This is a genomic window from Halomonas sp. AOP43-D1-4 (assembly GCF_052446175.1).
Classification (GTDB): Bacteria; Pseudomonadota; Gammaproteobacteria; order Pseudomonadales; family Halomonadaceae; genus Vreelandella; species Vreelandella citrativorans.
On record NZ_JBQSVY010000003.1, the window covers coordinates 169,985 to 191,483 of the forward strand.

A 21,499-nucleotide genomic window follows, 5' to 3' on the forward strand; every position below is an offset into this window, starting at 1 on the left:
TAACGGTCAACGATTTAGCCATGCACCGTGCGTTTCTCGATGCGTTTCTCAAACGAACCCTGAATAATCCGATCCACATAAATACCCGGGGTATGGATCTGGCTGGGCTCAAGCTCACCAGGCTCTACAATTTCTTCAACTTCCACCACTGTGATTTTTCCAGCGGTCGCCACCAAGGGATTAAAGTTTTGCGCGGTATGGCGGTACACGACATTGCCATAACGATCCGCTTTCCAGCCTTTTACTATTGCGAAGTCACCGACGATAGCTTCTTCCATGATGTAGTGGCGGCCGTTAAATTCGCGCACCTCCTTACCCTCACCAATGGGAGTACCGTAGCCTGTCGCGGTATAGAACGCTGGAATACCTGCGCCACCCGCCCGCATTTTTTCAGCCAGCGTGCCTTGAGGGGTAAGCACAACCTCAATGTCATCGTTGAGCATCTGCTGCTCAAAGAGCGCGTTTTCGCCGACATAAGAGGCAAATATTTTGCGGATTTGACGATCTTCAAGCAAAACGCCCAAACCAAAACCATCAACGCCGCAATTATTAGAAGCAATCGTCAGGTTCTTAACACCTCGACGTTTTATTTCTGCTATCAGGTTTTCTGGTATTCCGCATAGGCCAAAGCCGCCAGCCAGTACGGTCATTCCGTCTTCGATACCTTCCATCGCTTCGGCATAGGAAGCAACACGTTTATCAAATCCTGCCATTATTATGCCTCGCCTCGTTGTCGGTGGTGCGTAAAATGCGCTTATCGGTACTGTCAGTGTTGTCTCTATTACTACACTTGGTTACCCAAGCCCAAAAAGTGATGCCTATCACAGGCTGCCTTAAGCTTAGCCATTAAAGAGCCGGAAGTGTCGCTGGATAGAAAATTACTTTTTGAAGCGCACGAAGGTAACGACAATAAAATAAATGCTTTTTTACCATTGTGCTGGGCAGTATGGCATTGATCCATTAGCATTAATCGCATCGTTATACGTTTCATTGAAGGACGGATATGGCTATTTTCAAGGGCTTAGTCAGCATTGCGCTGTTCACGCTCACCACGCTTTTTTGGGGCATTCCCCTTATTGCGCTCACTTTTCTAAAAGTCGTTATCCCAGTGAAACGCTTTAGAAAATGGATACTTGACGGCTTATGCGCCGTGGCCCTTAACTGGATCGGCGCTAATCTTTGGTGGATGAAGCGCTGGCTGAAGCCAGATGTCACTTTTTCGATTCCTGAATCGTTGAGCCCACACCAATGGTGGCTGGTCATATCCAATCACCGTAGCTGGACCGATATTTTTATTCTTTTCATGGCCTTGCACTGCCGTATCCCTATGCCGCGTTTTTTTCTAAAACGACAATTGATCTGGATCCCGATTGTAGGTCTTGCCTTTTGGGCACTTGAATTTCCGTTTATGCGCCGCTTTAGCCGTGAACAGATCGCCAAGAACCCCACTCTTGCCACGATAGACCGCCAATCCACAGCATCCATGTGCCATCGGGCACGGAGCGCCCCCATCGCTATATTTAATTTCATCGAAGGCACACGGTTTACCATAGCGAAGCGCGATGCACAGAAAAGCCCATATCAGCATTTGTTAAGGCCAAAAGCAGGGGGAATTTCGCAGGTACTTAGCCTGCTTGGCGATCAATTGGATGGTATTCTTGATGTAACGATCAGTTACGCTAACCCGTCGCCAACGTTTTGGGGGTTTTTATGCGGTCAGGAAGCGCCTATTACACTACAGGCACGAACATTGCCCATTCCCCAGTGGATGCACGAATCCGACTACCACGAAGAAAAGCAGCATAAGGAACGCTTCCACGCATGGACCAATTCACTCTGGCAGGAAAAAGATGCCTTGTTGGACAGCCAATCCGATCACGCCTAACTGTCAGGCTTGGTGCCTGCTTGCTAATTAGCTTATTAACAGGCTGTGCAGGTTCGTCGCCCTCTTCCTCCCAACGCGATGCCGCACCTACCCATAGTGCGAGCCAAATCAGTGGCAACTGGGTGGCCGTTCAACGTGGAGATACGCTAGGAAAACTGGCTAACCGGGCTAACGTACCTCTTGAGCGACTGGAGCGTTTTAATCCAGGCGTCAATGCGCGTCGTCTTGCGGTTGGCCAGCGCTTGATGATACCTACTCAACAAGAGCGTGCTCCCTCCGGCGGCCCTTACCGTTATCAAATCCGGCCTGGCGATACGTACTCCAACATAGCACGACACTTTGGCACGACCAGTGGACGTATTCAGAGCGCCAACCCCGGCGCTTCGCCCACCGCGCTAAGGATAGGCCAAATCATCAGCGTTCCTTTAAGTAGCGGCGGTACGCGTAGCCCAGCGCCTACCAGCAACGCCTCGCCCAGTAATCGTCCGGCGCCCTCTAGCAATACCCCGGCAGTGTCGCCTCCGACCCCCACGTCATTGCCCGCATCCGCGCGTCGCTGGCCTTGGCCGCTTGAAGACTACCGCATTGTCAGACGTTTTGGCGCAGACAGCCGAGGAGCATTGCAACCCATGCTGCTTGCGACCCAAGCCGGTGCGCGTGCTCAGGCCGTAGCCCCCGGCGAGGTACGCTTTGCAAACGGTATGCGCCAGCTAGGTGAAGTCGTGATTGTGCACCACGCTGATAATCTGCAAACCGTGTATGCACTGTGTGAACGCACGCTGGTCTCGGCCGGACAGCAAGTCAAAGCAGGTGATGAACTGTGTGAAGTAGGTCAAAGTAATACCACTCAACGTTACGATCTGCTGTTTGATTTACGCCAGGGCGGCAAGCCGATTGATCCCGGCAAGGTACTGCGTTAACACGCTTGCTAAACGAGCAAAGCCCCTTATCAAAAGGGGCTTTGTTTTCTATAACGACTATTTACAGTTGACTTAGCCGCGATAATATCGGGGCTTAACAAAGGGCATCGGCGTTACGGTCATCGGTAGTTGTTTGCCGCGCACATCCGCAAACACGTTGCTTGCTGGCGCTTCCCAATCGCGGCTGACATACCCTATAGCGACAGGATGCCCAACGCTTGGCCCAAACGTGCCTGACGTTACGACTCCAACTTCGTTACCTGACGCATCCCGCAACACAGCACCTTCTCGAATAGGTGCCCTACCTTCTGCCAGCAACCCTACACGCTTGCGTAAATGATCCCTGGCATCGATTTGATGAAGAATGACATCCGCCCCAGGAAAACCTGCCGAACGCTCCCCCCCATGACGACGAGGCTTACCAATCGCCCAAATCAACCCGGCTTCCACTGGCGTTGTAGTGGCATCCATATCATGCCCATAAAGGCATAGCCCGACCTCCAGGCGCAGCGAATCGCGAGCGCCTAGCCCAATCGCCTCAACTTCCGGCTCCGCCAACAGGCGCTTGGCAAACGCTTCACAGGCATCGGCTGCCACAGAAATTTCAAACCCATCTTCGCCGGTATAGCCACTGCGGCTCACCCATACCTCATGCCCATCAATGGTAAAACGTTGATGCTGCATGAACACCAGTTCACATGCCGCTGGGCAAAGGCGCTGCATAACTGCATGTGCCTGGGGGCCTTGCAGGGCAAGCAAGCCGCGGTCTAACAACTCAATTTTGTGGGTGGCGCCCAAATTTTCCCGCAAATGCGCCAAATCTTGGTCTTTACAAGCAGCATTAACCACCAGATAGAAGTGGTCGCCACCATTAACGACCATTAAGTCATCAATAATTCCACCTTCAGTATTGGTAAACAGACCATAGCGCTGCTCACCTTTTGGGAGCCCCACTAAATCCGCTGGAATCAGTGTTTCCAGCGCCTTGGCGGTATCTTCCCCCGATACAAGAATCTGCCCCATGTGAGAAACGTCAAAGAGGCCACACTGCTGCCGGGTATGCTCATGCTCTTTTTTTACCCCCAGTGGATACTGCACCGGCATATCATATCCAGCAAAGGGCACCATTTTTGCCCCGAGTTCAAGGTGCAGTGCGTGAAGTGGCGTATGCTTTAGATCGGTCATGATAGTTCCTTGGTAAAAACGAACAACGGGGAGCTATTGTCATAACTCCCCGATGCGATTACTGCTTAAGCGGCCAATATCGCTTACTTGTCATGGTCGAGTTCTTCACCGGCTAACACTTCCTTGCCCGCAAAGTAGTCTTTGGTGAGCTTGAAAACCACCGGGGAAAGCAGCGCCAGCGCAATCAGGTTAGGAATGGCCATCATGGCATTAAAGGTGTCGGCCATGAGCCAGATAAAGCCGAGTTGCGCAATAGCACCCAGTGGAATGGCTAATACGAACAGAACGCGATAGAGCATGATGGAGCGCGTTCCAAACAGGAACTGGAAACATTTTTCACCATAAAACGACCAGCCTAGAATAGTCGTGAAGGCAAAGATAGCCAGCGCGATAGCCACAATGGGGTTACCGAATCCAGGCAGTGCCTGGTCAAAGGAGAGCGCGGTAAGCGATGCGCCTTCTTCACCCGTTTGCCATACCGTAGAGGTCAGGATCACCAGTGCCGTAATAGTACAAACGATAATGGTATCAATGAAGGTGCCCAGCATGGCAATAAGCCCTTGGCGAACCGGGTTTTTAGTTCTGGCCGCGGCATGAGCAATAGGCGCACTACCTAAACCTGCCTCATTGGAGAAAATACCCCGCGCCACACCGAAGCGAATAGCGGCCATCACAGCGGCACCCGCAAAACCACCTGCCGCCGCCATGGGGTTAAAGGCGTAGTAGAAGATCAGGCTAAAGGCCTCGCCGATTTGCCCTGCGTTAACAATCAGCACCAGCACACCGGCAATCACATAGGCAATCCCCATGATCGGTACGAGCTTCCCAGCGACTTTCGCAATCCGCTTGATGCCACCTAGAATGACCGCGCCGGCCAATACCATGATGATGACACCGGTAAGCCAATGCGGTACGCCAAAGGTGACGTCCATCGCATCAGCGACCGAGTTAGACTGCACCGTGTTACCAATACCAAAGGCTGCGACAGCACCAAAAAACGAGAACAGACCGCCAAGCCAAAGCCACTTTTTACCCAGCCCGTTTTTAATATAAAACATGGGGCCACCTACGTGGTGGCCGGTATTATCTGTTTCACGATAGCGTACAGCCAATACCGCTTCGGCAAATTTTGTTGCCATTCCCACCAGCGCTGTAATCCACATCCAAAACACAGCACCTGGGCCACCTAATGCAATTGCGGTGGCCACACCGGCAATATTGCCGGTACCAATGGTGGCTGAAAGCGCCGTCATCAGGGCATTAAAGGGAGAAATTTCGCCGTCTTCATCGGACTTGTCGACGCCAGCCTTAGCGACGGAGTCCTTGTGGGCAGGTTTAGGCTCACGCCCCTGCCAAAGTAGCTTGAACCCCATGCCCAACTTTCTGATGGGCATTAATTTTAAACCAATTTGTAGGTAGATCCCCACACCCAGTAGCAAAATCAACATCAATGGCCCCCATACGACGCCATTGATCGCCCCAAAAAGGCTATTTAACGTTTCCACACGCTTCTCCTTACCCTATTAGTTCAATTTTTATAGATGTTTGGCCGTCAGAAAACGGGCATTCACGATTATTTTGTTTAGCTAATATAGCGATGTCATGGGCACGCCCCATCTTTGATAGCATGATAGAGGCAATTATTAACATGCTCAGGTGAACCACCTGTATGTTTTACACCATTATCCCTGTTCGCTTCTATGCTTAGGCCCTTCTAAATAGTAAATGCCTTCGTACCTCCCCGCCCGATAGGCACGCTGGGTCATAAAATCTCCCTTGCTGAGCATTTTTTAGCTCACAGGAAACTTGTTTCCGATCAGAAACACGTTAACATGCTTAAAAATTCGTTTATTGGCTGGCACGCTGGTAGTCGCCAAGACTTCCGACAAGCGCTAGTATTAGCCTGTCCAGTCAATTGTTTCATAAAGGGAATCATCATGAGCAACCTTCCTTCAAATCTGCGTTACGCGAAAAGCCATGAATGGGTACTTGATCATCAAGACGGCACCGTCAGTGTAGGGATTAGTGACCACGCCCAAGAAGCGCTTGGCGATGTGGTATTTGTTGAACTACCCGAAGTAGGTCAAACGCTTACCCAGGGCAAAGAGTTCGGCGTTATTGAATCAGTAAAGGCGGCTTCCGATCTCTACGCCCCGGTAAGCGGGGAAGTTATCGAAATTAATGACGCGCTTGAAGACTCACCCGAAACGGTGAACGACGCACCCTATGAAGGCGGCTGGCTGATGAAGGTACGCCTGACCGACCAGAATCTGGACGGCTTACTGGATGCTGATGCTTATCAGGCCACATTAAGCACTGACGATTAATACCGCAAAGCCTGCCCTTTACGGCAGGCTTTGTATTTTATGCCTCTACCACGCTTCTCTTTCTCGCTCGGAATCTTCCCATGTCATTTGAAACACGCCGCTTGTCCGAACTGGCCGACCACGATGCTTTTATCAAACGTCATAACGGCCCGAATGCCGACGACGTAGATACCATGTTAAACGTGCTCAATATCAAGCGCATGGAAGATCTGATTGAGCAAACCATACCCAGCGATATTCGCCTTGGCCGCGAACTGAACCTGGATGACCCACGTAGTGAGGCTGAAGCGCTTGAGTACTTAGGCCAGCTGGCTCGCCAGAACCGTGTTGCTAAAAGCTATATTGGCCAGGGTTATTACGGCACGCATATGCCAGCGGTTATTCAACGTAATGTGCTCGAAAACCCGGGTTGGTACACCGCTTATACGCCCTATCAGCCAGAAATTTCTCAAGGCCGGTTGGAAGGATTATTAAACTTTCAGCAGGTTATTATGGACCTGACCGGAATGGAGCTTGCCAATGCTTCATTACTGGATGAGGCCACGGCAGCCGCAGAAGCCATGGCGCTATGTAAGCGGAGTAATAAAAAGAGCAAATCCAACGCTTTCTTTATTGCCGACGATATTTTTCCGCAAACCCTTGATGTCGTAAAAAACCGCGCTGATTTTTTTGGTTTTGAAATCATTACAGGGCCTGCCGATACGCTTGCCGACCATGATGTGTTTGGCGCGTTGCTTCAGTACCCTTCCGCCAGCGGCGAAGTACGTGACTTGGCACCTCTGTTACAGGCGGCCACTGCCCATAATATCATGACCTGTGTAGCCTCTGACTTGCTGAGTCTGGTGCTTCTCAAGGAACCCGGCGCGTTAGGTGCGGATATCGTGATTGGCAATTCGCAGCGTTTTGGGGTGCCGATGGGCTTTGGTGGCCCACATGCGGCGTTCTTTGCCACCTCAGATAAGCTTAAGCGCTCTATTCCCGGGCGTATTATTGGCGTATCCAAAGATAGCCGAGGCAACACCGCCCTGCGGATGGCCATGCAGACGCGCGAGCAGCATATCCGTCGCGAAAAGGCCACCTCCAACATCTGCACGGCGCAGGCTCTTTTAGCCAATATCGCAGGGTTCTACGCGACCTACCACGGTGCTGAAGGGCTGCGTAAAATTGCTGGGCGTGTCCATCGGCTCACCACATTGCTTGCGCAAGGCTTGCAGCAATCTGGCGTTTCGCTGGTGCATAACAGCTGGTTTGATACGCTGCGCTTAACCCAGGTAGATGCAGGTAAAATTCATGGCCGCGCCATGACGCACGATGTCAATCTCCACTACTTCGCCAATGGCGATGTAGGCATCAGCCTGGATGAAACAACCACCGCACACGATGTTGCCACCCTATTTGATGTGCTGCTGGGTAATGAACACGGGCTTTCTGTCGCAGCGCTGGATGAGCAGGTAATTGCCAGCGCTACCACGGGCATCCCCGCCGCCTGCCAGCGGGAAAGTGGTTTTCTGAGCCACCCCACCTTTAACCGATACCGCAGCGAAACAGAAATGCTGCGTTATCTAAAACGCCTGGAGAATAAGGACTTGTCGCTTGCCCATGCGATGATCCCTTTAGGCTCTTGCACCATGAAACTTAACGCTACCAGCGAAATGATCCCTATTTCCTGGCCTGCGTTTGCAGACTTGCACCCGTTTGCGCCGCGCGACCAGGTCGCTGGCTATCATCAGATGATTGATGAACTGGCCGCGTTCCTGGTAGAAATCACCGGTTACGATCATATTTCCATGCAACCTAACTCGGGCGCGCAGGGTGAGTACGCGGGCCTGCTGGCCATTCGCCGTTACCAGGCTGCGCAAGGCGAAGCACACCGTAATGTGTGCTTGATCCCAAGCTCTGCCCATGGTACCAACCCGGCAACAGCGGCCATGGTGGGCATGGAGGTGGTCGTTGTAGAGTGTGATCAGAACGGCAATATCGATATAAATGACCTAATGGACAAAGCCGCCCAGCATAGCGACAAGCTCTCGGCGATCATGATTACTTACCCTTCGACCCATGGTGTTTTCGAATCTCATGTGCGCAAGGTCTGTGACGTGGTGCATCAGCACGGTGCCCAAGTGTATGTCGATGGCGCCAATATGAATGCTCAAGTGGGGCTCACGCGCCCAGGCGACTTCGGGGGCGACGTATCGCACCTTAACCTACATAAGACCTTCTGCATTCCCCACGGCGGCGGCGGCCCGGGCATGGGGCCTATCGGCGTAAAAGCTCACCTGGCGCCTTATGTCTCCAACCACGTGGTGACACCTATCAATGGCGTTAACCCAGAGAGCGGTGCCGTCTCAGCGGCAGCGTTTGGCAGCGCATCCATCCTGCCTATCTCGTGGGCCTATATTAAAATGATGGGCGCCCGGGGGCTTCGCGAGGCAACACAGTTAGCCATTTTGAACGCTAACTACACCGCCAAGCGCCTAGAGGAGTCCTACTCCATTCTCTATCGGGGAACTAACGGCATGGTTGCCCACGAATGCATTATTGATATTCGCCCACTAAAAGCAGCGTCAGGTATCAGTGAGGAAGATATTGCCAAGCGGCTGATGGACTATGGCTTCCATGCGCCCACCATGTCATTTCCGGTGCCAGGCACACTGATGATAGAGCCGACCGAGTCCGAGTCGCTCTATGAAATTGACCGATTCTGCGATGCCATGATTGCCATCCGCGAAGAGATCAAGCGTGTTGAAAGTGGCGAGTGGACGCTGGATAACAACCCGTTGGTTAACGCCCCCCACACGCAGGCCGACATTATGGACAGCCAATGGGAGCGGCCTTATGACCGCCAACTGGGCGCTTTTCCCACTGAGGCGGTCACTGCAGCCAAATACTGGCCAACCGTTAATCGGGTGGATAATGTGTTTGGGGATCGTCAGCTTATTTGTTCTTGCCCGGGCATTGATGAATACCGGAAGTAAAACACGCTAGACGCCTAATACGTAAGCCAACGCTTCAGCAAGTGAACGCCTTTGAGCCCTTATTCGGGTACCAGAGGCGTTCTTTCCTGGATGCGTTGCTTACAAAAACCATCCAACAGTTTTTCATAGCGTTTAGGAAGTACGGAGTCACGCCGACGTAGCAGATAGAGCTCTTCATTCACCGCAATGGGTAAGGTTAACGCTTTCACCTGACGTTGCCACGGTGACGTTTCCAATACCAATAAAGAAACCACTGTAAACCCAAGCCCGCGAGCAACCGCATCCAGCACCATACCGACTTCGTTGGTAAACCCCTGGTAGCGAAAATGTGTCATTGAGCGAAACTCACCTGGATAATTCGCTCTCAACAGTGAATACGCGTGGTTAATGCCATCGTAGTAGTTAAGAAAGCCGATACCCATTAAATCAGACAGCGTACTCCCGGCAAAATCAGCGGGCACCACTAGGCACAGCGGCTCTTTATGCCATAGCGTGCAGGTAAGGTCAGGATGGTTGAGCGCGTCCGTCACGATACCTATATCGTAGCGCCCTTCCAGCAAGTCATTCACAATCTCATGGTTAAACGCAAAGCTATAATTAACGGTTAAATTAGGATGCATTTGCTGCTGACCTAACATAAACGGATACAGCATGAGGCCAACACTTCCAGGCGACGCAATACGGCACTCACCACTGTCCAGGGAGTCATCATCCAAGCCATGACGAAATTGTTCATGCTCAGCAAAGAGTTTTAACGCGTAATCGTAAGCACGGCGACCCGATTCCGTTAAGGTAAAAATTCGCCCTTTACGCTCAATTAGCGTTTTATCAAGGTAGTTTTCCAATTTACGTACATGCTGACTAACCCCGGGCTGGGTCATCTCCAGGCGATGTGCCGTACGTGTAAAACTACCGGTCTCAACTAACGTAATAAATGTCCGAAAATACTGGGCATTAAACATAATAAAACGCCATTTTCTATAGCCACCGTGTGCGCGTATTTTGCGCATAGAGTAGCACAGTTGGGCTTGTCACTGGTTGCGCTGTACCCACCGCTTTAGCGTGCTAGTATGCAATGAGTTAAAAAAATGACCAGGAATCGACGCACTAATGACATCAATTATCCAGCCTCGTGCCACTATCTCTAGCATTATCTCTCCCGAAGGAAGCCTTGAAGTGCTTTCACAGCACGAGGTTAATCGGCTACAAAGCACCTCACAAAACGGCTTACATGATTTACTGCGCCGCTGTGCACTGGCTGTCTTGAATTGCGGAAGGCCCACCGATGACAGTGTGGCTATTCTTGAAGCGTATAAAGATTTTGATATTGAGGTGTTACAACAGGATAGAGGAATTCGCTTAAAGCTAACCAATGCGCCCGCAGAAGCCTTTGTCGATGGCCAGATGATACGCGGCATTCGTGAGCACCTCTCCTCCATTATTCGCGATATTGTTTACGTATATAACGAGATTCAGAACCACAACCGCTTTGACCTTAATACAGCGGAAGGAACCACCAACGCCGTTTTTCATATTTTGCGTAAAGCCGGCACATTAAAACCTGGGCGTGACCCAAGCCTGGTAGTTTGCTGGGGCGGACACTCCATTTCACGTGATGAGTACGAGTACTCAAAAGATGTTGGCTACCATCTTGGGCTGCGTGATTTAGACATTTGTACCGGCTGTGGGCCTGGCGCCATGAAAGGACCGATGAAAGGCGCAAATGTTGCTCATGCCAAACAGCGGCGTCAGGATAGCCGTTACCTGGGGATTTCCGAGCCAGGCATTATTGCTGCAGAAGCCCCCAATCCCATTGTTAATGAACTCGTCGTCATGCCTGACATTGAAAAGCGTTTGGAAGCGTTTGTACGTCTAGGCCATGGCATTATCGTCTTCCCTGGCGGGGTCGGTACGGCTGAAGAGATTTTGTATCTACTCGGCATACTGCTGCATCCAAATAACAGTGAAACCCCCTTCCCTCTCATTTTCACAGGGCCTGCGGACTCAGCCGCGTATTTCCAAAAAATAGACGAATTTCTGGTCTATACCCTGGGCGAAGAAATTCGTCGCTACTACACTATCATTACCGGTGACCCGGTGGCGGTCGCCCGTAAGATGCGTACCGGGATTGATACCATTAAAGAGTTCCGGCGCAATCAGCAGGATGCCTTTTACTATAATTGGCGTCTCACCATTGCACGAGATTTTCAAGCGACCTTCGAACCTACCCACGAAGCCATGCGTGAGCTCGCTCTGCATCGCCAGCAGCCCAAGCATGAACTTGCCGCCAATCTTCGTCGTGCCTTTTCTGGGATTGTGGCTGGAAATGTTAAGGAACAAGGCATTAAAGCCATTAAAGCCCACGGTCCCTTTGTGCTAACCGCAGAACCTGCTCTGATGCAGCACCTGGATGAGTTACTGACCTCATTTGTTGCCCAAGGGCGCATGAAACTTGATGGCCAGCCCTACACGCCGTGTTATGTTTTAAAATAACCGCAGCCCCAAGGCGCTATTTGCAGCACAATTACCAGTATCTGCAGCCGAGAAATCGGCTGCTTCACTTGCTCCCGGAAGAAAACCTTGCTCATCGCCCTACTGACGCTGTTAGCTGCTGGCATTATTAAAGGTGCTATTGGTTCGGGTGTGCCGGTGTTGGTTGTGCCGGTATTTACCATGCTTTATGACGTTAAGCTCGCGATTGCCGTACTGGTTGTTCCCAACCTGCTTAGCAACCTGCTTCAGGTATGGCAATACCGGCGCCACCTACTGCCCATCCGGTTTCTGGCTGCTTTTTCGATAGCGGGCGCGCTAGGTATTATTCTGGGCACTTGGGGGTTAGTGGTTCTCTCGCCAAAGCTGCTTTCGTTAGGCGTTGCGGGCGCGATTGTCTTGTATCTACTCATCAAACTAACAAGGCGGCGCTTGGTACTTTCCTACGCACTGGCTTCACGATTCGTCATCCCGGCTGGCTTACTGGGCGGTATATTGCAAGGCGCTGCGGGCATGTCCGCTCCCGCTTCAATTACATTTTTGAATGCGATGAAGCTCGAAAGGCCTGTGTTTATTGGCTCAATTTCCGTCTTTTTTGTGGCGATTACCTGCGTGCAAATTCCCGCGCTCTTAAAGGCTGACATACTGACAATGCAGCGTTCGCTTTATAGCGTCATTGCGCTAGGCATCATTTTGACGGCCATGCCGCTGGGTGCCTACCTGGGGAATCGAATGCCACACCGTTGGTTTGATAATTTAATCATGCTGCTGCTTACGGGTATCGCCATTAAAATTATTATTGATACGCTACTCTAAGCTTGATGCCCTAACTTGATGCCCTAAGATTAAGATCCTAAAGCAAAAAACAAGAAACAATCTACACTCTAGTCTGTCTTACCTTTATCAAGGCCGATATTGACCAAGGAAAGGAGCTAACCATGCAGATGATTAGTCAACTACACGACGGAAAGACAAAAGCCTTTGCAAAACACTGCTTTGAAAGTAGCTCAGCTGAAAAGCTCCGTGCAGCAGCCGAAGGTAAGGCTGATTCGGCTGAAATGAAGCACTGGGGAATAACGGAAGGCCAATGGGAAGAAGCTGTCGCGGCAGCCTTGGCCGATCATGAGGCTGACGAGTAACCTGCTTATTACCTGCTCATTACCTGCTCATTCGTTATGCTTTCCCTAAAAGCCGCTCACGCCATTCGTCGGCGGCTTTTCTATAGCTAAATTAACAAACATTAAAGCCACCTTTAACGCAGCCATTGTGTGATCACAAGCAAACTAAAACGTTCTAACGGAGTCCTAAAAAATAGCATGAAATAACGACGGCTGATGGAGAAATATCATGTCCATAATGATTGACGATATACTGATGTTGCCAAAAACGGATTTTAATGACGCATTAACTGTCGGCGACGAGCGAGAGCATTTTGGCCTAATTGATAAACGTGATGAATATAAACAGGTGTCGAGAGACGCTCTTATCAAGGTAGTCGCCATTCATGATGACAATTATGAAGTTAAAGTCATTGACATATTAACACCGTAATACTGGAGTGGCACTGGCAGGGCATATTATTAAGCTCGCCAGTGCCCTTTCTGGCTTTTTTCACTTACTCTTCCACCGATACCCTTCGAAGATCTTCAAGACGCACATTTTCCGGCAGCTCAGACGCCTTTGCAGGCAACCATACCGGCGACAAATCGCTATCCTCACGTCCATCCTTATGAGTACAGCCGGGTATGCGATAAACCACCCGGCCATGATGGTCATCCCACGCAAAAATACGGTCCATACGGCTCTCCTTGAAATGGATAACGCTCAGCAGTGTGCCGATGCCAAGAGTTTGCAGTTGAGTAACTAGCAACCCCCGCTCTTTCCTTGGCAAAATCTCTTGGTAGGAAAAGTGACATGTTCGTGTCACCAACCTGTGCAGCCTTCTCACATTTACTTCTTTTTTCGTTCTAATGCGTCCTTGATAGACAAAATCTTTAGCGAGCCACACATAACGCGCTATTGTGGCAAGCAATTTTCCCAAGATAGAAAACAATCGGTTTTGCCGAAAGCATTTGCTAAGCTAACATTAAGAATTAATCTATATTACCAATAATTAAATGCTTTAAAACACACTGGGGGACGAACCAGCATGGCCAAAGGAATCAAGATTTATAATAAACCGGCTGGCGGGTGGGGAGCACTCAAAGCTGTCGCCGAAGCAGTGCGTGAAGAAATGGGGATGAGTACCCATACGCGCGCATTATTGCAAATGAATCAGCCCGATGGCTTTGACTGCCCAGGCTGTGCATGGCCGGACCCCGAACACACATCATCGTTTGAATTTTGCGAAAATGGCGCCAAGGCCGTCACCTGGGAGGCGACATCCAAACGCGTCACGTCAGAATTCTTTGACACACACACCGTTTCAGAGCTTTGGGAATGGTCGGATCACCAGCTGGAAAACCAAGGGCGTTTGACGCAGCCTGTACGTTTTGATGCCCAAACTGATCATTTCGTTCCAGTAAGCTGGGAAGAAGCATTTAGCCGGGCTGCAGACGCTCTGAATAATCTCGACGATCCTACGCAAGCGGAGTTCTATACCTCAGGACGGGCATCCAACGAAGCTGCCTTTCTTTATCAGCTTTTTGCACGTGAATTCGGCTCGAATAATTTTCCCGACTGTTCCAACATGTGTCATGAGCCTACCAGTGTCGGGCTACCAAAATCGATTGGCATCGGCAAAGGGACAGTGACGCTGAATGATTTTGAGCAGGCTGATGCCGTTTTTTGTATAGGGCATAACCCTGGAACCAACCACCCACGTATGCTCAGAACGCTGGCGGATGTCTCGAAGCGCGGAAAGCCGGTGGTGGTTATTAACCCGTTACGTGAACGAGGCCTGGAGCGGTTTCAGGACCCACAATCGCCCGGTGAAATGCTCACTGATAGCGCAACAGGTATTGATCGTGCTTATTTTCAGGTGAAGGTCGGCGGCGACGTAGCCGTGTTCAAAGGCATTATGAAATCGCTGTTTGATGCTGATACGAAAAACATGAACGCAGGTGGGAGCGGCCTGCTTGATCGCTCTTTTATTGCCGAACACACGGTTGGCTTTGAGGCGTTGAAGTCGGATATTGAAAATACAGACTGGGACACCATTATTCGCCGTTCGGGCCTACCGCGTGAACAAATTGAAGCGCTTACAGACATCTATGCATCTGCCGAGAACGTTATCTTCTGCTATGGCATGGGTATCACCCAGCACCGGCATGGGACAGAAGCCATCCAGCAAATGGTCAACCTGCTTCTACTACGCGGAAATATGGGACGCCCCGGTGCTGGAATTTGCCCATTGCGGGGCCACTCCAATGTTCAAGGTGATAGAACAGTCGGCATCACAGAGATTCCAAACGAGGCATTTCTGTCGCGGCTAGATAAGGCATTCGGTATTAAAAGCCCTCGTGCCCATGGTCATAATGCCGTCAACGCACTGGCTGCGATGCGTGATGGACGATCAAAGACATTCATCGGTTTGGGCGGTAACTTTGCCGTCGCCATGAGCGATCCCCAAATCGCCTACGATGCCTTCCGCGGCCTTGATCTCAACATCCAGATTGTCACAAAACTCAACAGAACCTGCCTGCTGACAGCACATGAAACCATCATCCTACCGTGCTTAGGCCGAACCGAGCATGATATCCAGGAAACGGGCCCACAAAGCATCACTGTCGAAGACTCAATGTCGATGGTCCATGCATCAAGGGGCGGCCTAAAGCCCGCATCAGATGAACTGCGCTCAGAGCCCGCCATTATTGCAGGCCTCGCCATGGCAGCACTGCCCGAAACGGCCGTCGACTGGAAGGCGCTGATTGCCGACTATAACCAGATCCGTGACAAAATTGAGGCTGTGTTTCCGGATTTCTTTGACTTCAATGAGCGTATTCAAAAACCAGGCGGCTTTCGTCTGAGAGTTGGTGCAAGTCAGCGAGAATGGGATACGCCTGACGGCAAAGCGCACTTCCTTGTCATGTCGGGTACAGACGAAGATGACGGACGCGATGATACAGCACTCACGCTGACCACCATACGTAGCCATGATCAATACAATACAACAATATACGGCTTGAATGACCGTTATCGAGGCGTCCACGGCAGGCGTGATGTACTGTTCGCAAACCGTGATGATCTAGCAGACCTGGGGCTCGAAGAAGGTGATGTCGTCGACGTACGGTCAGGAGATCGAATTTTGGCAGGGCTGACACTGGTTGATTATTCGATTTCGCGTGGCTCATTGGCAACGTACTTCCCGGAAGCCAACTGCCTTGTTGGTCTGGATGACAAGGACCACGAAAGCGAGGTCCCTGCTTATAAATCCATTCCCGTCACCATCACAAAAGCAGAGGTTTCACTCCGATCACATGCGCTGTGAGGCGGAACCTCTCAGATGGGACTACTGAATCAAACGGAAATGTGATTTTTTAAGCTCACTACTTCAGGCATAAGCAAGGTGCTGGGCACCCAACGGGGAGACAGAGCATGTCTCCCTGAACTATCCAAACTGAGATACTCAATGATGGACGATCCTGTCGAAAATCTAGACAGACCGGGAAATCGTAATGCCCAGATACGCTATGTCACACTTGCCGGAATAACGGGAATATTAACAGGCACGGTCGGCTCGTTTTTCCACCTTTTGATCGACCGCCTCCAGGTTTGGCCACATCTGTTGGCTGAGCATATTAGCGGTACTGTGCTCATTATCTCGGCTGCACTAATCACGATGTGCATTACGGTTCTTTCCGCCTATTTCGTGAACCGCTATGCCCCTGAGGCGCGTGGTAGTGGCGTGCAAGAAATTGAAGGTGCCATGCTGGGCTTAAGAACCGTCCACTGGCGCCGAGTGCTTCCTATCAAGTTCTTCACGGGTGTGGCGGCCATTGCTTCTGGCATGGTCCTTGGACGTGAAGGCCCCACCATTCATATCGGTGCTTCGTTTTCCGCGGCGATCACCGATTTTTTTAAGGTAAGCGAAACTGAGCGGCGCGGCATGCTTGGCGCTGGTGCAGCGGCTGGCTTGGCTTGCGCCTTCAATGCTCCCCTTGCTGCTATTCTTTTCATCATTGAAGAGACACACCGTCAGTTTCCTTATACGTTCCGGACGTATATGGGCATTATCGTTGCCGCGCTGCTGGCAACCGTGATGACGCAAGTCATCGGGGGTACAGCGCCCGATTTTTCCATGTTGGTTGCAGCCCCTGAAAACTGGCTACTGCCAGCGTTTGTGGCGCTAGGCTGCCTTCTCGGCGTTCTCGGTGTTGCATTGAATGCAGGCCTTATGCACATGGCGGTACTCGCATCGAGCATCAATGCACGCATCCCCTACCTCTTTCCCGCGCTTGTCGGCTTTGCAGTTGGGGCGCTGCTTATTCTCATGCCGTTATCCGTGACAGGTGGCGAATATGCTCTGACGTTTATTGCTGAGCACAGCCAAGGATTAATGTTTCTTCTGCTATTGGCGATAATGCGCTATTGCACGATGGTTACCAGTTATTCAGCCGGCACACCAGGCGGTATCTTCGCGCCTATGCTGGCTTTATCAATGTGCGTTGGCTTGGCTTTTGGTGGCACCCTTGATGCCTTAGCGCCATCAGCCGGCATCGTCCCACTGGCATTCGGTATAGCGGCGATGGGCGGTCTGTTCTCGGCCTCAGTGCGCGCTCCCGTGGTCGGCGTAGCCCTGACCCTTGAGCTGACAGCTTCCTATACAATGGTTATGCCTCTGATAGCCACATGTGTCACTGCCAATATGGTGGCTCAATGGATCGGCGGGCGCCCCATTTATGACCAGCTACTCGAAAAAACATTGGCGCAAGCCGAGATTAACCCGGCAGCCAAAGGGCCCGACAAAACGGGTCTGGCATAAGCTTTTAGGCATTAGCACTACTGTCTTTTATACGTAGGCACCAAAATCGTTGGTACGAGGATAAAGTGGATATAACTGTCATCATATTTCTGCTGGTCTATCTGGCATTAGCACTCGGCCATCTTCCTGGTTTTCGTGTTGACCGAACGGGCGCGGCCGTCGTTGGTGCTGTCGCCATGATTGGCTTTCAGAGGATTACCGATGAGGCTGCCTGGAATGCAATCGATTATGAAACGGTCGGCTTATTATTCGGGCTAATGATCGTGTCAGGTGCTTTTTCCGTTTCTGGGTTTTACGCATGGCTCGCCAGTAAAGTGGCCTCGATGGATGTCTCTCCTCCGCGCTTGCTTGCGCTGCTAGTAATAACGGGGGCAGGCCTGTCGGCGGTGCTAACGAATGATGTCGTCGTGGTTGCCATGACACCGTTGTTAGTGTCGATAACCCTCTCTCGTGGACTTAACCCAACGCCATTTTTGTTGGCCTTTTGCTTTGCGACCAATACCGGTTCGGTAGCCACTATTATTGGCAGCCCACAAAATATGATTGCAGCCCAAGCGCTGGGCTTATCGTTTACCGGATTTATGAAAGTTGCACTGGTACCTGCGCTGCTTTCCTTACCACTCGTTTGGGGCGTTGTAGCCCTGCTCTATCGAGGCAACTGGAAGCTTGCGCCGCATAATCCGAGTGTGCCATGTGAGTCGCCAGCGCCGATAGCATCAATGGACCGATTAGAAACCCTTAAAGCCGCGATTGTGACTATTGGTGTAATTTCTGCTTTTGTATTTTCAGACTTACCTCGCGAACTTATTGCTCTGTCAGCAGCAGGTATTATTCTGGTGAACCGCCGCTTATCTTCCAAGGAGGTGCTCGGCACGGTTGATGGGAATCTGCTGCTTTTATTAATGGGATTGTTTGTTGTGAATGCAGCGCTCGCACAGACAGGACTGCCGCAAAAGATCATCACCGAAATGCAGGCGGCAGGCATCGACTTTTCCGACCCAACAACACTTTTTATTGTCGGCTCAGTCTTAAGTAATGTTATTGGGAATAATCCTGCGGTAATGCTGCTGGCGCCATATTTACAGCATTCAGGGGATGTGGATGCGCTTGGTGCAGCGCTGGCATTGAGTACAGGCTTTTCCAGTAACCTCATCATTTTTGGAAGCCTGGCGGGCATTATTGTGGTTGAGCAGGCGGCAAGTCGCGGCATCACCATTAGCATGCGTGAATTTTGCCGTGCAGGCGTTCCAGTTGCCGCCGCTTGCATAGTGCTGGCACTCGCCTGGATAACACTACTGACCGCGTGATCATGGCTGCTCGTATTTTACTAACGGTCTTCATTGTATCCGATGCAACACCCATGTTGCCGAGCAATTTATACGAGGCGTGGGTATCACCACACGCTATTTCCCGAATATTGACGCCCCGGACGATGGTCAGTCGATCACTTCGAACAGGCTGACGATCCAGATCACCTGAAACAGGAGCGCAAATACAACGAACCCCGCCTGATAGCGTTCTGATCGCCAGACCAGCGCCAATATGGTTCCGGCAATCAGCACCGCTTGGCGAACCGGGTAATACCAGCCATAGTGGGCTGCATAATAGTCACCGCCCTTGATCAGGGTGTCGATAACATCGACGACCAAAAGCACTAGCAGCAAAACATAAAAGCTCCGGCTGCGCTTTTGGAGGCAATCACCATATCCCTGATATTCGTCCATGCGATCTGGAAACAGAATCGCCGACAAGGCTGCAAACAGGCTAGCGTAGAATATCAGGAAGAAATAGATTGCGAAGGACCAGTTCGGGCGATGGGCGAGCGCGAATTCAAACCACCAGAAATGAATGATGAACAGTAGCAGGAATAGCACCCAGCCTATGTGTAGGAGATAAATTTTCTCCCGCCCCGGATGTTGAACGAAACGCGTGAGGCCGATAATCAGGCGACTAACGCTGAGCCCCAGCACCATTCCTACGATGATGCGGATATGCGTAAAGATTTCTACACTGGAAGGAACGTGCGGCAACTCGTTCATGTCACCTCGCGATGCTGCAACTGGATCAACATACGCAGGTTATCAAAACCTGTTTTTTTGTATTTTTACTTCCCGACGGTATCAGTTCGATTATCTCGGTAGAAGCTCTTAGTTATACAAAATCCTTGCTGACTGGTTTGCCCCTTTCTTCGAATATAGTTACCCCACATTTTTCGTGAATCCATCTGCCGTTAACTGGGCATGGGATTATGAGTGCAAAGCGGCATCACTCTAGCGGCACATTTTTAACATAGCTGTCTACCATGCTCAGCTTCCTGAGGCTTGCCTAGGTTGTCGCTACCTGACAAAAGTTAACAGGCCCATAGCTCACCGGAAAAATTAAATATTGGTAACACCTGGAACATAAGTCCGTCTTTCGAGCAGACCTAACAAGCTCGCTACGGTAGATGTCAACACCAGGTAAATCACCCCCGCCCAGAGAAAGACCATAAAAAAGTCCAGCGTGCGTGAGCCAATATCTGACGCAACCGCGGTGATCTCCACTACACCGATCGTAAAAGCAATAGAGGTAAATTTGAGTTCGATGATCGCCTCGTTTGACCATTGAGGAATCACGCGACGCAATGCCTGTGGCAGCAGAATATGGCGAATAGCCTGCCACTGGCTCATCCCACACGCCCGTGCAGCTACCAACTGCCCTTTTGGCACCGACAGCACTGATCCACGAAAATACTCTGCCTGATAAGCCGCACTATTAAGTGTGATGGCGATAACAGCAGCCGTGAATGCATCGAAAACAATCCCGACATGAGGCAGCCCCAAATAGATAAAAAACATTTGCACTAGCATGGGTGTTCCGCGGAACAACTCCACATACCCAGTGCTAATCCAATAAAAAAAACGATTGCCATACACCCGAGCCCAACACAGTATGAGCCCTAGAAAGAACCCCAACGTAATCGCAATTATCCACAGCGACAGCGTAACAGGAACACCCGCAAGCAGAGAGGGCAGCCATTCAATCCCAAATTCGATGAACTCCTGCATGGCTCACCCGTGCTCGGCAATAACGTTGAGAAAAGCGCGTGTCCGCTCGTGGGTAGATTGATTGAACATGACTTCAGGCTTCCCTTGCTCAACTATATATCCATGTTCCATAAAAATAATCTCGTCAGCAGCTTGACGTGCGAAGCTCATTTCATGAGTCACGACCACCATTGTCATCCCTTCCTTGGCGAGCTGTTGCATCACTTTCGTCACTTCTCCCGTTAGCTCAGGATCAAGCGCCGATGTTGGCTCATCAAACAGCAAAACATCGGGATCCATCGCCAAAGCACGCGCTATCGATACACGTTGTTGCTGGCCACCGGAAAGTTCAGCTGGATAAGCATTTGCCCTATCGGTCAAGCCGACCCGCTCTAGTTCTTGATGTGCCCGTTCAGTGGCGGAAGTTTTATCTTTACCCTTCACTTTGATCTGGCAAATACGCACATTGTCGAGCACAGTTAAGTGAGAAAACAGGTTGAAATCTTGGAAAACAAAGCCCATTCGCGCCCTCATTGCATCAATATTAGTGTCCAAGACTTCTTCACCGTTTAGCTTGATACAACCGGCATCCGGTATGGTGAGATAGTTAATACATCTCAACAAAGTACTTTTACCCGACCCTGAAGGGCCAATCAGCACCTTGGTTTCACCTTTTCTCAAACTAAAGCTGATGCCTTTGAGAACATCCACCCCATCGTAGGCTTTTTTCAGGTCTTGCACGTCCAGAATCAGATCGTTGGCCATTGT

19 protein-coding genes are annotated in these 21,499 nt (G+C 50.8%); 11 read left to right on the forward strand and 8 right to left on the reverse strand.

The features are described 5' to 3' along the window. Positions 1–14 precede the first annotated feature (14 nt). Positions 15–713: a CoA transferase subunit A gene (locus ACT3RQ_RS04430; RefSeq protein WP_087105500.1), complete on the reverse strand. Its 699-nt coding sequence runs from the start codon at positions 711–713 to the stop codon at positions 15–17. A 290-nt stretch (positions 714–1,003) separates the two neighbouring features. On the opposite strand from ACT3RQ_RS04430, the gene ACT3RQ_RS04435 reads away from it, so the two are divergent. Both ACT3RQ_RS04435 and ACT3RQ_RS04440 read left to right on the forward strand, forming a co-directional pair. Then, positions 1,004–1,885 carry an acyltransferase gene (locus tag ACT3RQ_RS04435; RefSeq protein WP_444639837.1) on the forward strand — a complete coding sequence of 294 codons (882 nt, stop codon included), beginning with the start codon at positions 1,004–1,006 and terminating at the stop codon, positions 1,883–1,885. 122 nt (positions 1,886–2,007) lie between these two features. Beyond that, the gene (locus ACT3RQ_RS04440; protein WP_444639917.1) at positions 2,008–2,805 is read left to right on the forward strand and encodes a LysM peptidoglycan-binding domain-containing protein; all 798 of its coding nucleotides are present in this window, start codon (positions 2,008–2,010) and stop codon (positions 2,803–2,805) included. A gap of 72 nt (positions 2,806–2,877) precedes the next feature. Here the strand turns inward: ACT3RQ_RS04440 and gcvT are convergent, their stop codons facing one another. Together gcvT and ACT3RQ_RS04450 are read right to left on the reverse strand one after the other, a co-directional pair. Then, positions 2,878–3,990, reverse strand: a complete 1,113-nt coding sequence (gene gcvT, locus ACT3RQ_RS04445; protein ID WP_444639835.1) for a glycine cleavage system aminomethyltransferase GcvT — start codon at positions 3,988–3,990, stop codon at positions 2,878–2,880. Between the two features lie 83 nt (positions 3,991–4,073). Next, entirely contained in the window at positions 4,074–5,495 is a 1,422-nt protein-coding gene (locus ACT3RQ_RS04450; protein ID WP_444639833.1) for an alanine/glycine:cation symporter family protein, read from the reverse strand. A 432-nt stretch (positions 5,496–5,927) separates the two neighbouring features. Between ACT3RQ_RS04450 and gcvH the strand changes: the two genes are divergently transcribed. Then, positions 5,928–6,317, forward strand: a complete 390-nt coding sequence (gene gcvH, locus ACT3RQ_RS04455) for a glycine cleavage system protein GcvH (protein WP_172116571.1) — start codon at positions 5,928–5,930, stop codon at positions 6,315–6,317. Positions 6,318–6,397: 80 nt separating this feature from the next. Then, positions 6,398–9,292, forward strand: a complete 2,895-nt coding sequence (gcvP, locus tag ACT3RQ_RS04460; RefSeq protein WP_444639832.1) for an aminomethyl-transferring glycine dehydrogenase — start codon at positions 6,398–6,400, stop codon at positions 9,290–9,292. Between the two features lie 59 nt (positions 9,293–9,351). Here gcvP and ACT3RQ_RS04465 read toward each other — a convergent pair whose 3' ends face one another. Continuing rightward, on the reverse strand, positions 9,352–10,254 hold the full coding sequence (locus ACT3RQ_RS04465; protein WP_172116569.1) for a LysR family transcriptional regulator: 903 nt from the start codon (positions 10,252–10,254) through the stop codon (positions 9,352–9,354). 148 nt (positions 10,255–10,402) lie between these two features. On the opposite strand from ACT3RQ_RS04465, the gene ppnN reads away from it, so the two are divergent. From ppnN to ACT3RQ_RS04485, 4 genes are all read left to right on the forward strand, one after another. Next, complete coding sequence (gene ppnN, locus ACT3RQ_RS04470; protein WP_216657936.1) at positions 10,403–11,785, forward strand: nucleotide 5'-monophosphate nucleosidase PpnN; 1,383 nt, start codon at positions 10,403–10,405, stop codon at positions 11,783–11,785. An 87-nt stretch (positions 11,786–11,872) separates the two neighbouring features. Next, positions 11,873–12,598, forward strand: coding sequence for a TSUP family transporter (locus ACT3RQ_RS04475; protein ID WP_444680059.1), 726 nt, complete (start codon positions 11,873–11,875; stop codon positions 12,596–12,598). Positions 12,599–12,720: 122 nt separating this feature from the next. After that, positions 12,721–12,921, forward strand: a complete 201-nt coding sequence (locus ACT3RQ_RS04480; protein WP_444624392.1) for a hypothetical protein — start codon at positions 12,721–12,723, stop codon at positions 12,919–12,921. Positions 12,922–13,129: 208 nt separating this feature from the next. Then, positions 13,130–13,333, forward strand: coding sequence for a hypothetical protein (locus tag ACT3RQ_RS04485; protein ID WP_444639831.1), 204 nt, complete (start codon positions 13,130–13,132; stop codon positions 13,331–13,333). Positions 13,334–13,397: 64 nt separating this feature from the next. On the opposite strand, the gene ACT3RQ_RS04490 is transcribed toward ACT3RQ_RS04485, so the two are convergent. Next, positions 13,398–13,652: a hypothetical protein gene (locus ACT3RQ_RS04490; protein ID WP_444639829.1), complete on the reverse strand. Its 255-nt coding sequence runs from the start codon at positions 13,650–13,652 to the stop codon at positions 13,398–13,400. Between the two features lie 279 nt (positions 13,653–13,931). Between ACT3RQ_RS04490 and ACT3RQ_RS04495 the strand changes: the two genes are divergently transcribed. The 3 genes from ACT3RQ_RS04495 to ACT3RQ_RS04505 all read left to right on the forward strand — a co-directional run bounded on the left by ACT3RQ_RS04495 (position 13,932) and on the right by ACT3RQ_RS04505 (position 19,012). Continuing rightward, the gene (locus ACT3RQ_RS04495) at positions 13,932–16,211 is read left to right on the forward strand and encodes an FdhF/YdeP family oxidoreductase (protein ID WP_444639828.1); all 2,280 of its coding nucleotides are present in this window, start codon (positions 13,932–13,934) and stop codon (positions 16,209–16,211) included. 141 nt (positions 16,212–16,352) lie between these two features. After that, a complete protein-coding gene (gene clcA, locus ACT3RQ_RS04500; RefSeq protein WP_444639827.1) occupies positions 16,353–17,705 on the forward strand; it encodes a H(+)/Cl(-) exchange transporter ClcA in 1,353 nt (450 codons plus the stop codon). A gap of 65 nt (positions 17,706–17,770) precedes the next feature. After that, a complete protein-coding gene (locus ACT3RQ_RS04505) occupies positions 17,771–19,012 on the forward strand; it encodes an SLC13 family permease (RefSeq protein WP_444639826.1) in 1,242 nt (413 codons plus the stop codon). A gap of 129 nt (positions 19,013–19,141) precedes the next feature. Here the strand turns inward: ACT3RQ_RS04505 and ACT3RQ_RS04510 are convergent, their stop codons facing one another. The 3 genes from ACT3RQ_RS04510 to ACT3RQ_RS04520 all read right to left on the reverse strand — a co-directional run bounded on the left by ACT3RQ_RS04510 (position 19,142) and on the right by ACT3RQ_RS04520 (position 21,496). Next, positions 19,142–19,744: a hypothetical protein gene (locus ACT3RQ_RS04510; RefSeq protein ID WP_444639825.1), complete on the reverse strand. Its 603-nt coding sequence runs from the start codon at positions 19,742–19,744 to the stop codon at positions 19,142–19,144. A 339-nt stretch (positions 19,745–20,083) separates the two neighbouring features. Continuing rightward, positions 20,084–20,752: an amino acid ABC transporter permease gene (locus ACT3RQ_RS04515; RefSeq protein WP_444639824.1), complete on the reverse strand. Its 669-nt coding sequence runs from the start codon at positions 20,750–20,752 to the stop codon at positions 20,084–20,086. 3 nt (positions 20,753–20,755) lie between these two features. After that, a complete protein-coding gene (locus ACT3RQ_RS04520) occupies positions 20,756–21,496 on the reverse strand; it encodes an amino acid ABC transporter ATP-binding protein (RefSeq protein WP_444639823.1) in 741 nt (246 codons plus the stop codon). Positions 21,497–21,499 lie beyond the last annotated feature (3 nt).

Coding starts and splice junctions, on each gene's coding strand:
- ACT3RQ_RS04430 (WP_087105500.1), bottom strand. CDS start 713: ATGGCAGGATTTGATAAACGTGTTGCTTCCTATGCCGAAGCGATGGAA.
- ACT3RQ_RS04435 (WP_444639837.1), top strand. CDS start 1,004: ATGGCTATTTTCAAGGGCTTAGTCAGCATTGCGCTGTTCACGCTCACC.
- gcvT (WP_444639835.1), bottom strand. CDS start 3,990: ATGACCGATCTAAAGCATACGCCACTTCACGCACTGCACCTTGAACTC.
- gcvH (WP_172116571.1), top strand. CDS start 5,928: ATGAGCAACCTTCCTTCAAATCTGCGTTACGCGAAAAGCCATGAATGG.
- gcvP (WP_444639832.1), top strand. CDS start 6,398: ATGTCATTTGAAACACGCCGCTTGTCCGAACTGGCCGACCACGATGCT.
- ACT3RQ_RS04465 (WP_172116569.1), bottom strand. CDS start 10,254: ATGTTTAATGCCCAGTATTTTCGGACATTTATTACGTTAGTTGAGACC.
- ppnN (WP_216657936.1), top strand. CDS start 10,403: ATGACATCAATTATCCAGCCTCGTGCCACTATCTCTAGCATTATCTCT.
- ACT3RQ_RS04480 (WP_444624392.1), top strand. CDS start 12,721: ATGCAGATGATTAGTCAACTACACGACGGAAAGACAAAAGCCTTTGCA.
- ACT3RQ_RS04485 (WP_444639831.1), top strand. CDS start 13,130: ATGTCCATAATGATTGACGATATACTGATGTTGCCAAAAACGGATTTT.
- ACT3RQ_RS04495 (WP_444639828.1), top strand. CDS start 13,932: ATGGCCAAAGGAATCAAGATTTATAATAAACCGGCTGGCGGGTGGGGA.
- clcA (WP_444639827.1), top strand. CDS start 16,353: ATGATGGACGATCCTGTCGAAAATCTAGACAGACCGGGAAATCGTAAT.
- ACT3RQ_RS04510 (WP_444639825.1), bottom strand. CDS start 19,744: ATGAACGAGTTGCCGCACGTTCCTTCCAGTGTAGAAATCTTTACGCAT.
- ACT3RQ_RS04515 (WP_444639824.1), bottom strand. CDS start 20,752: ATGCAGGAGTTCATCGAATTTGGGATTGAATGGCTGCCCTCTCTGCTT.
- ACT3RQ_RS04520 (WP_444639823.1), bottom strand. CDS start 21,496: ATGGCCAACGATCTGATTCTGGACGTGCAAGACCTGAAAAAAGCCTAC.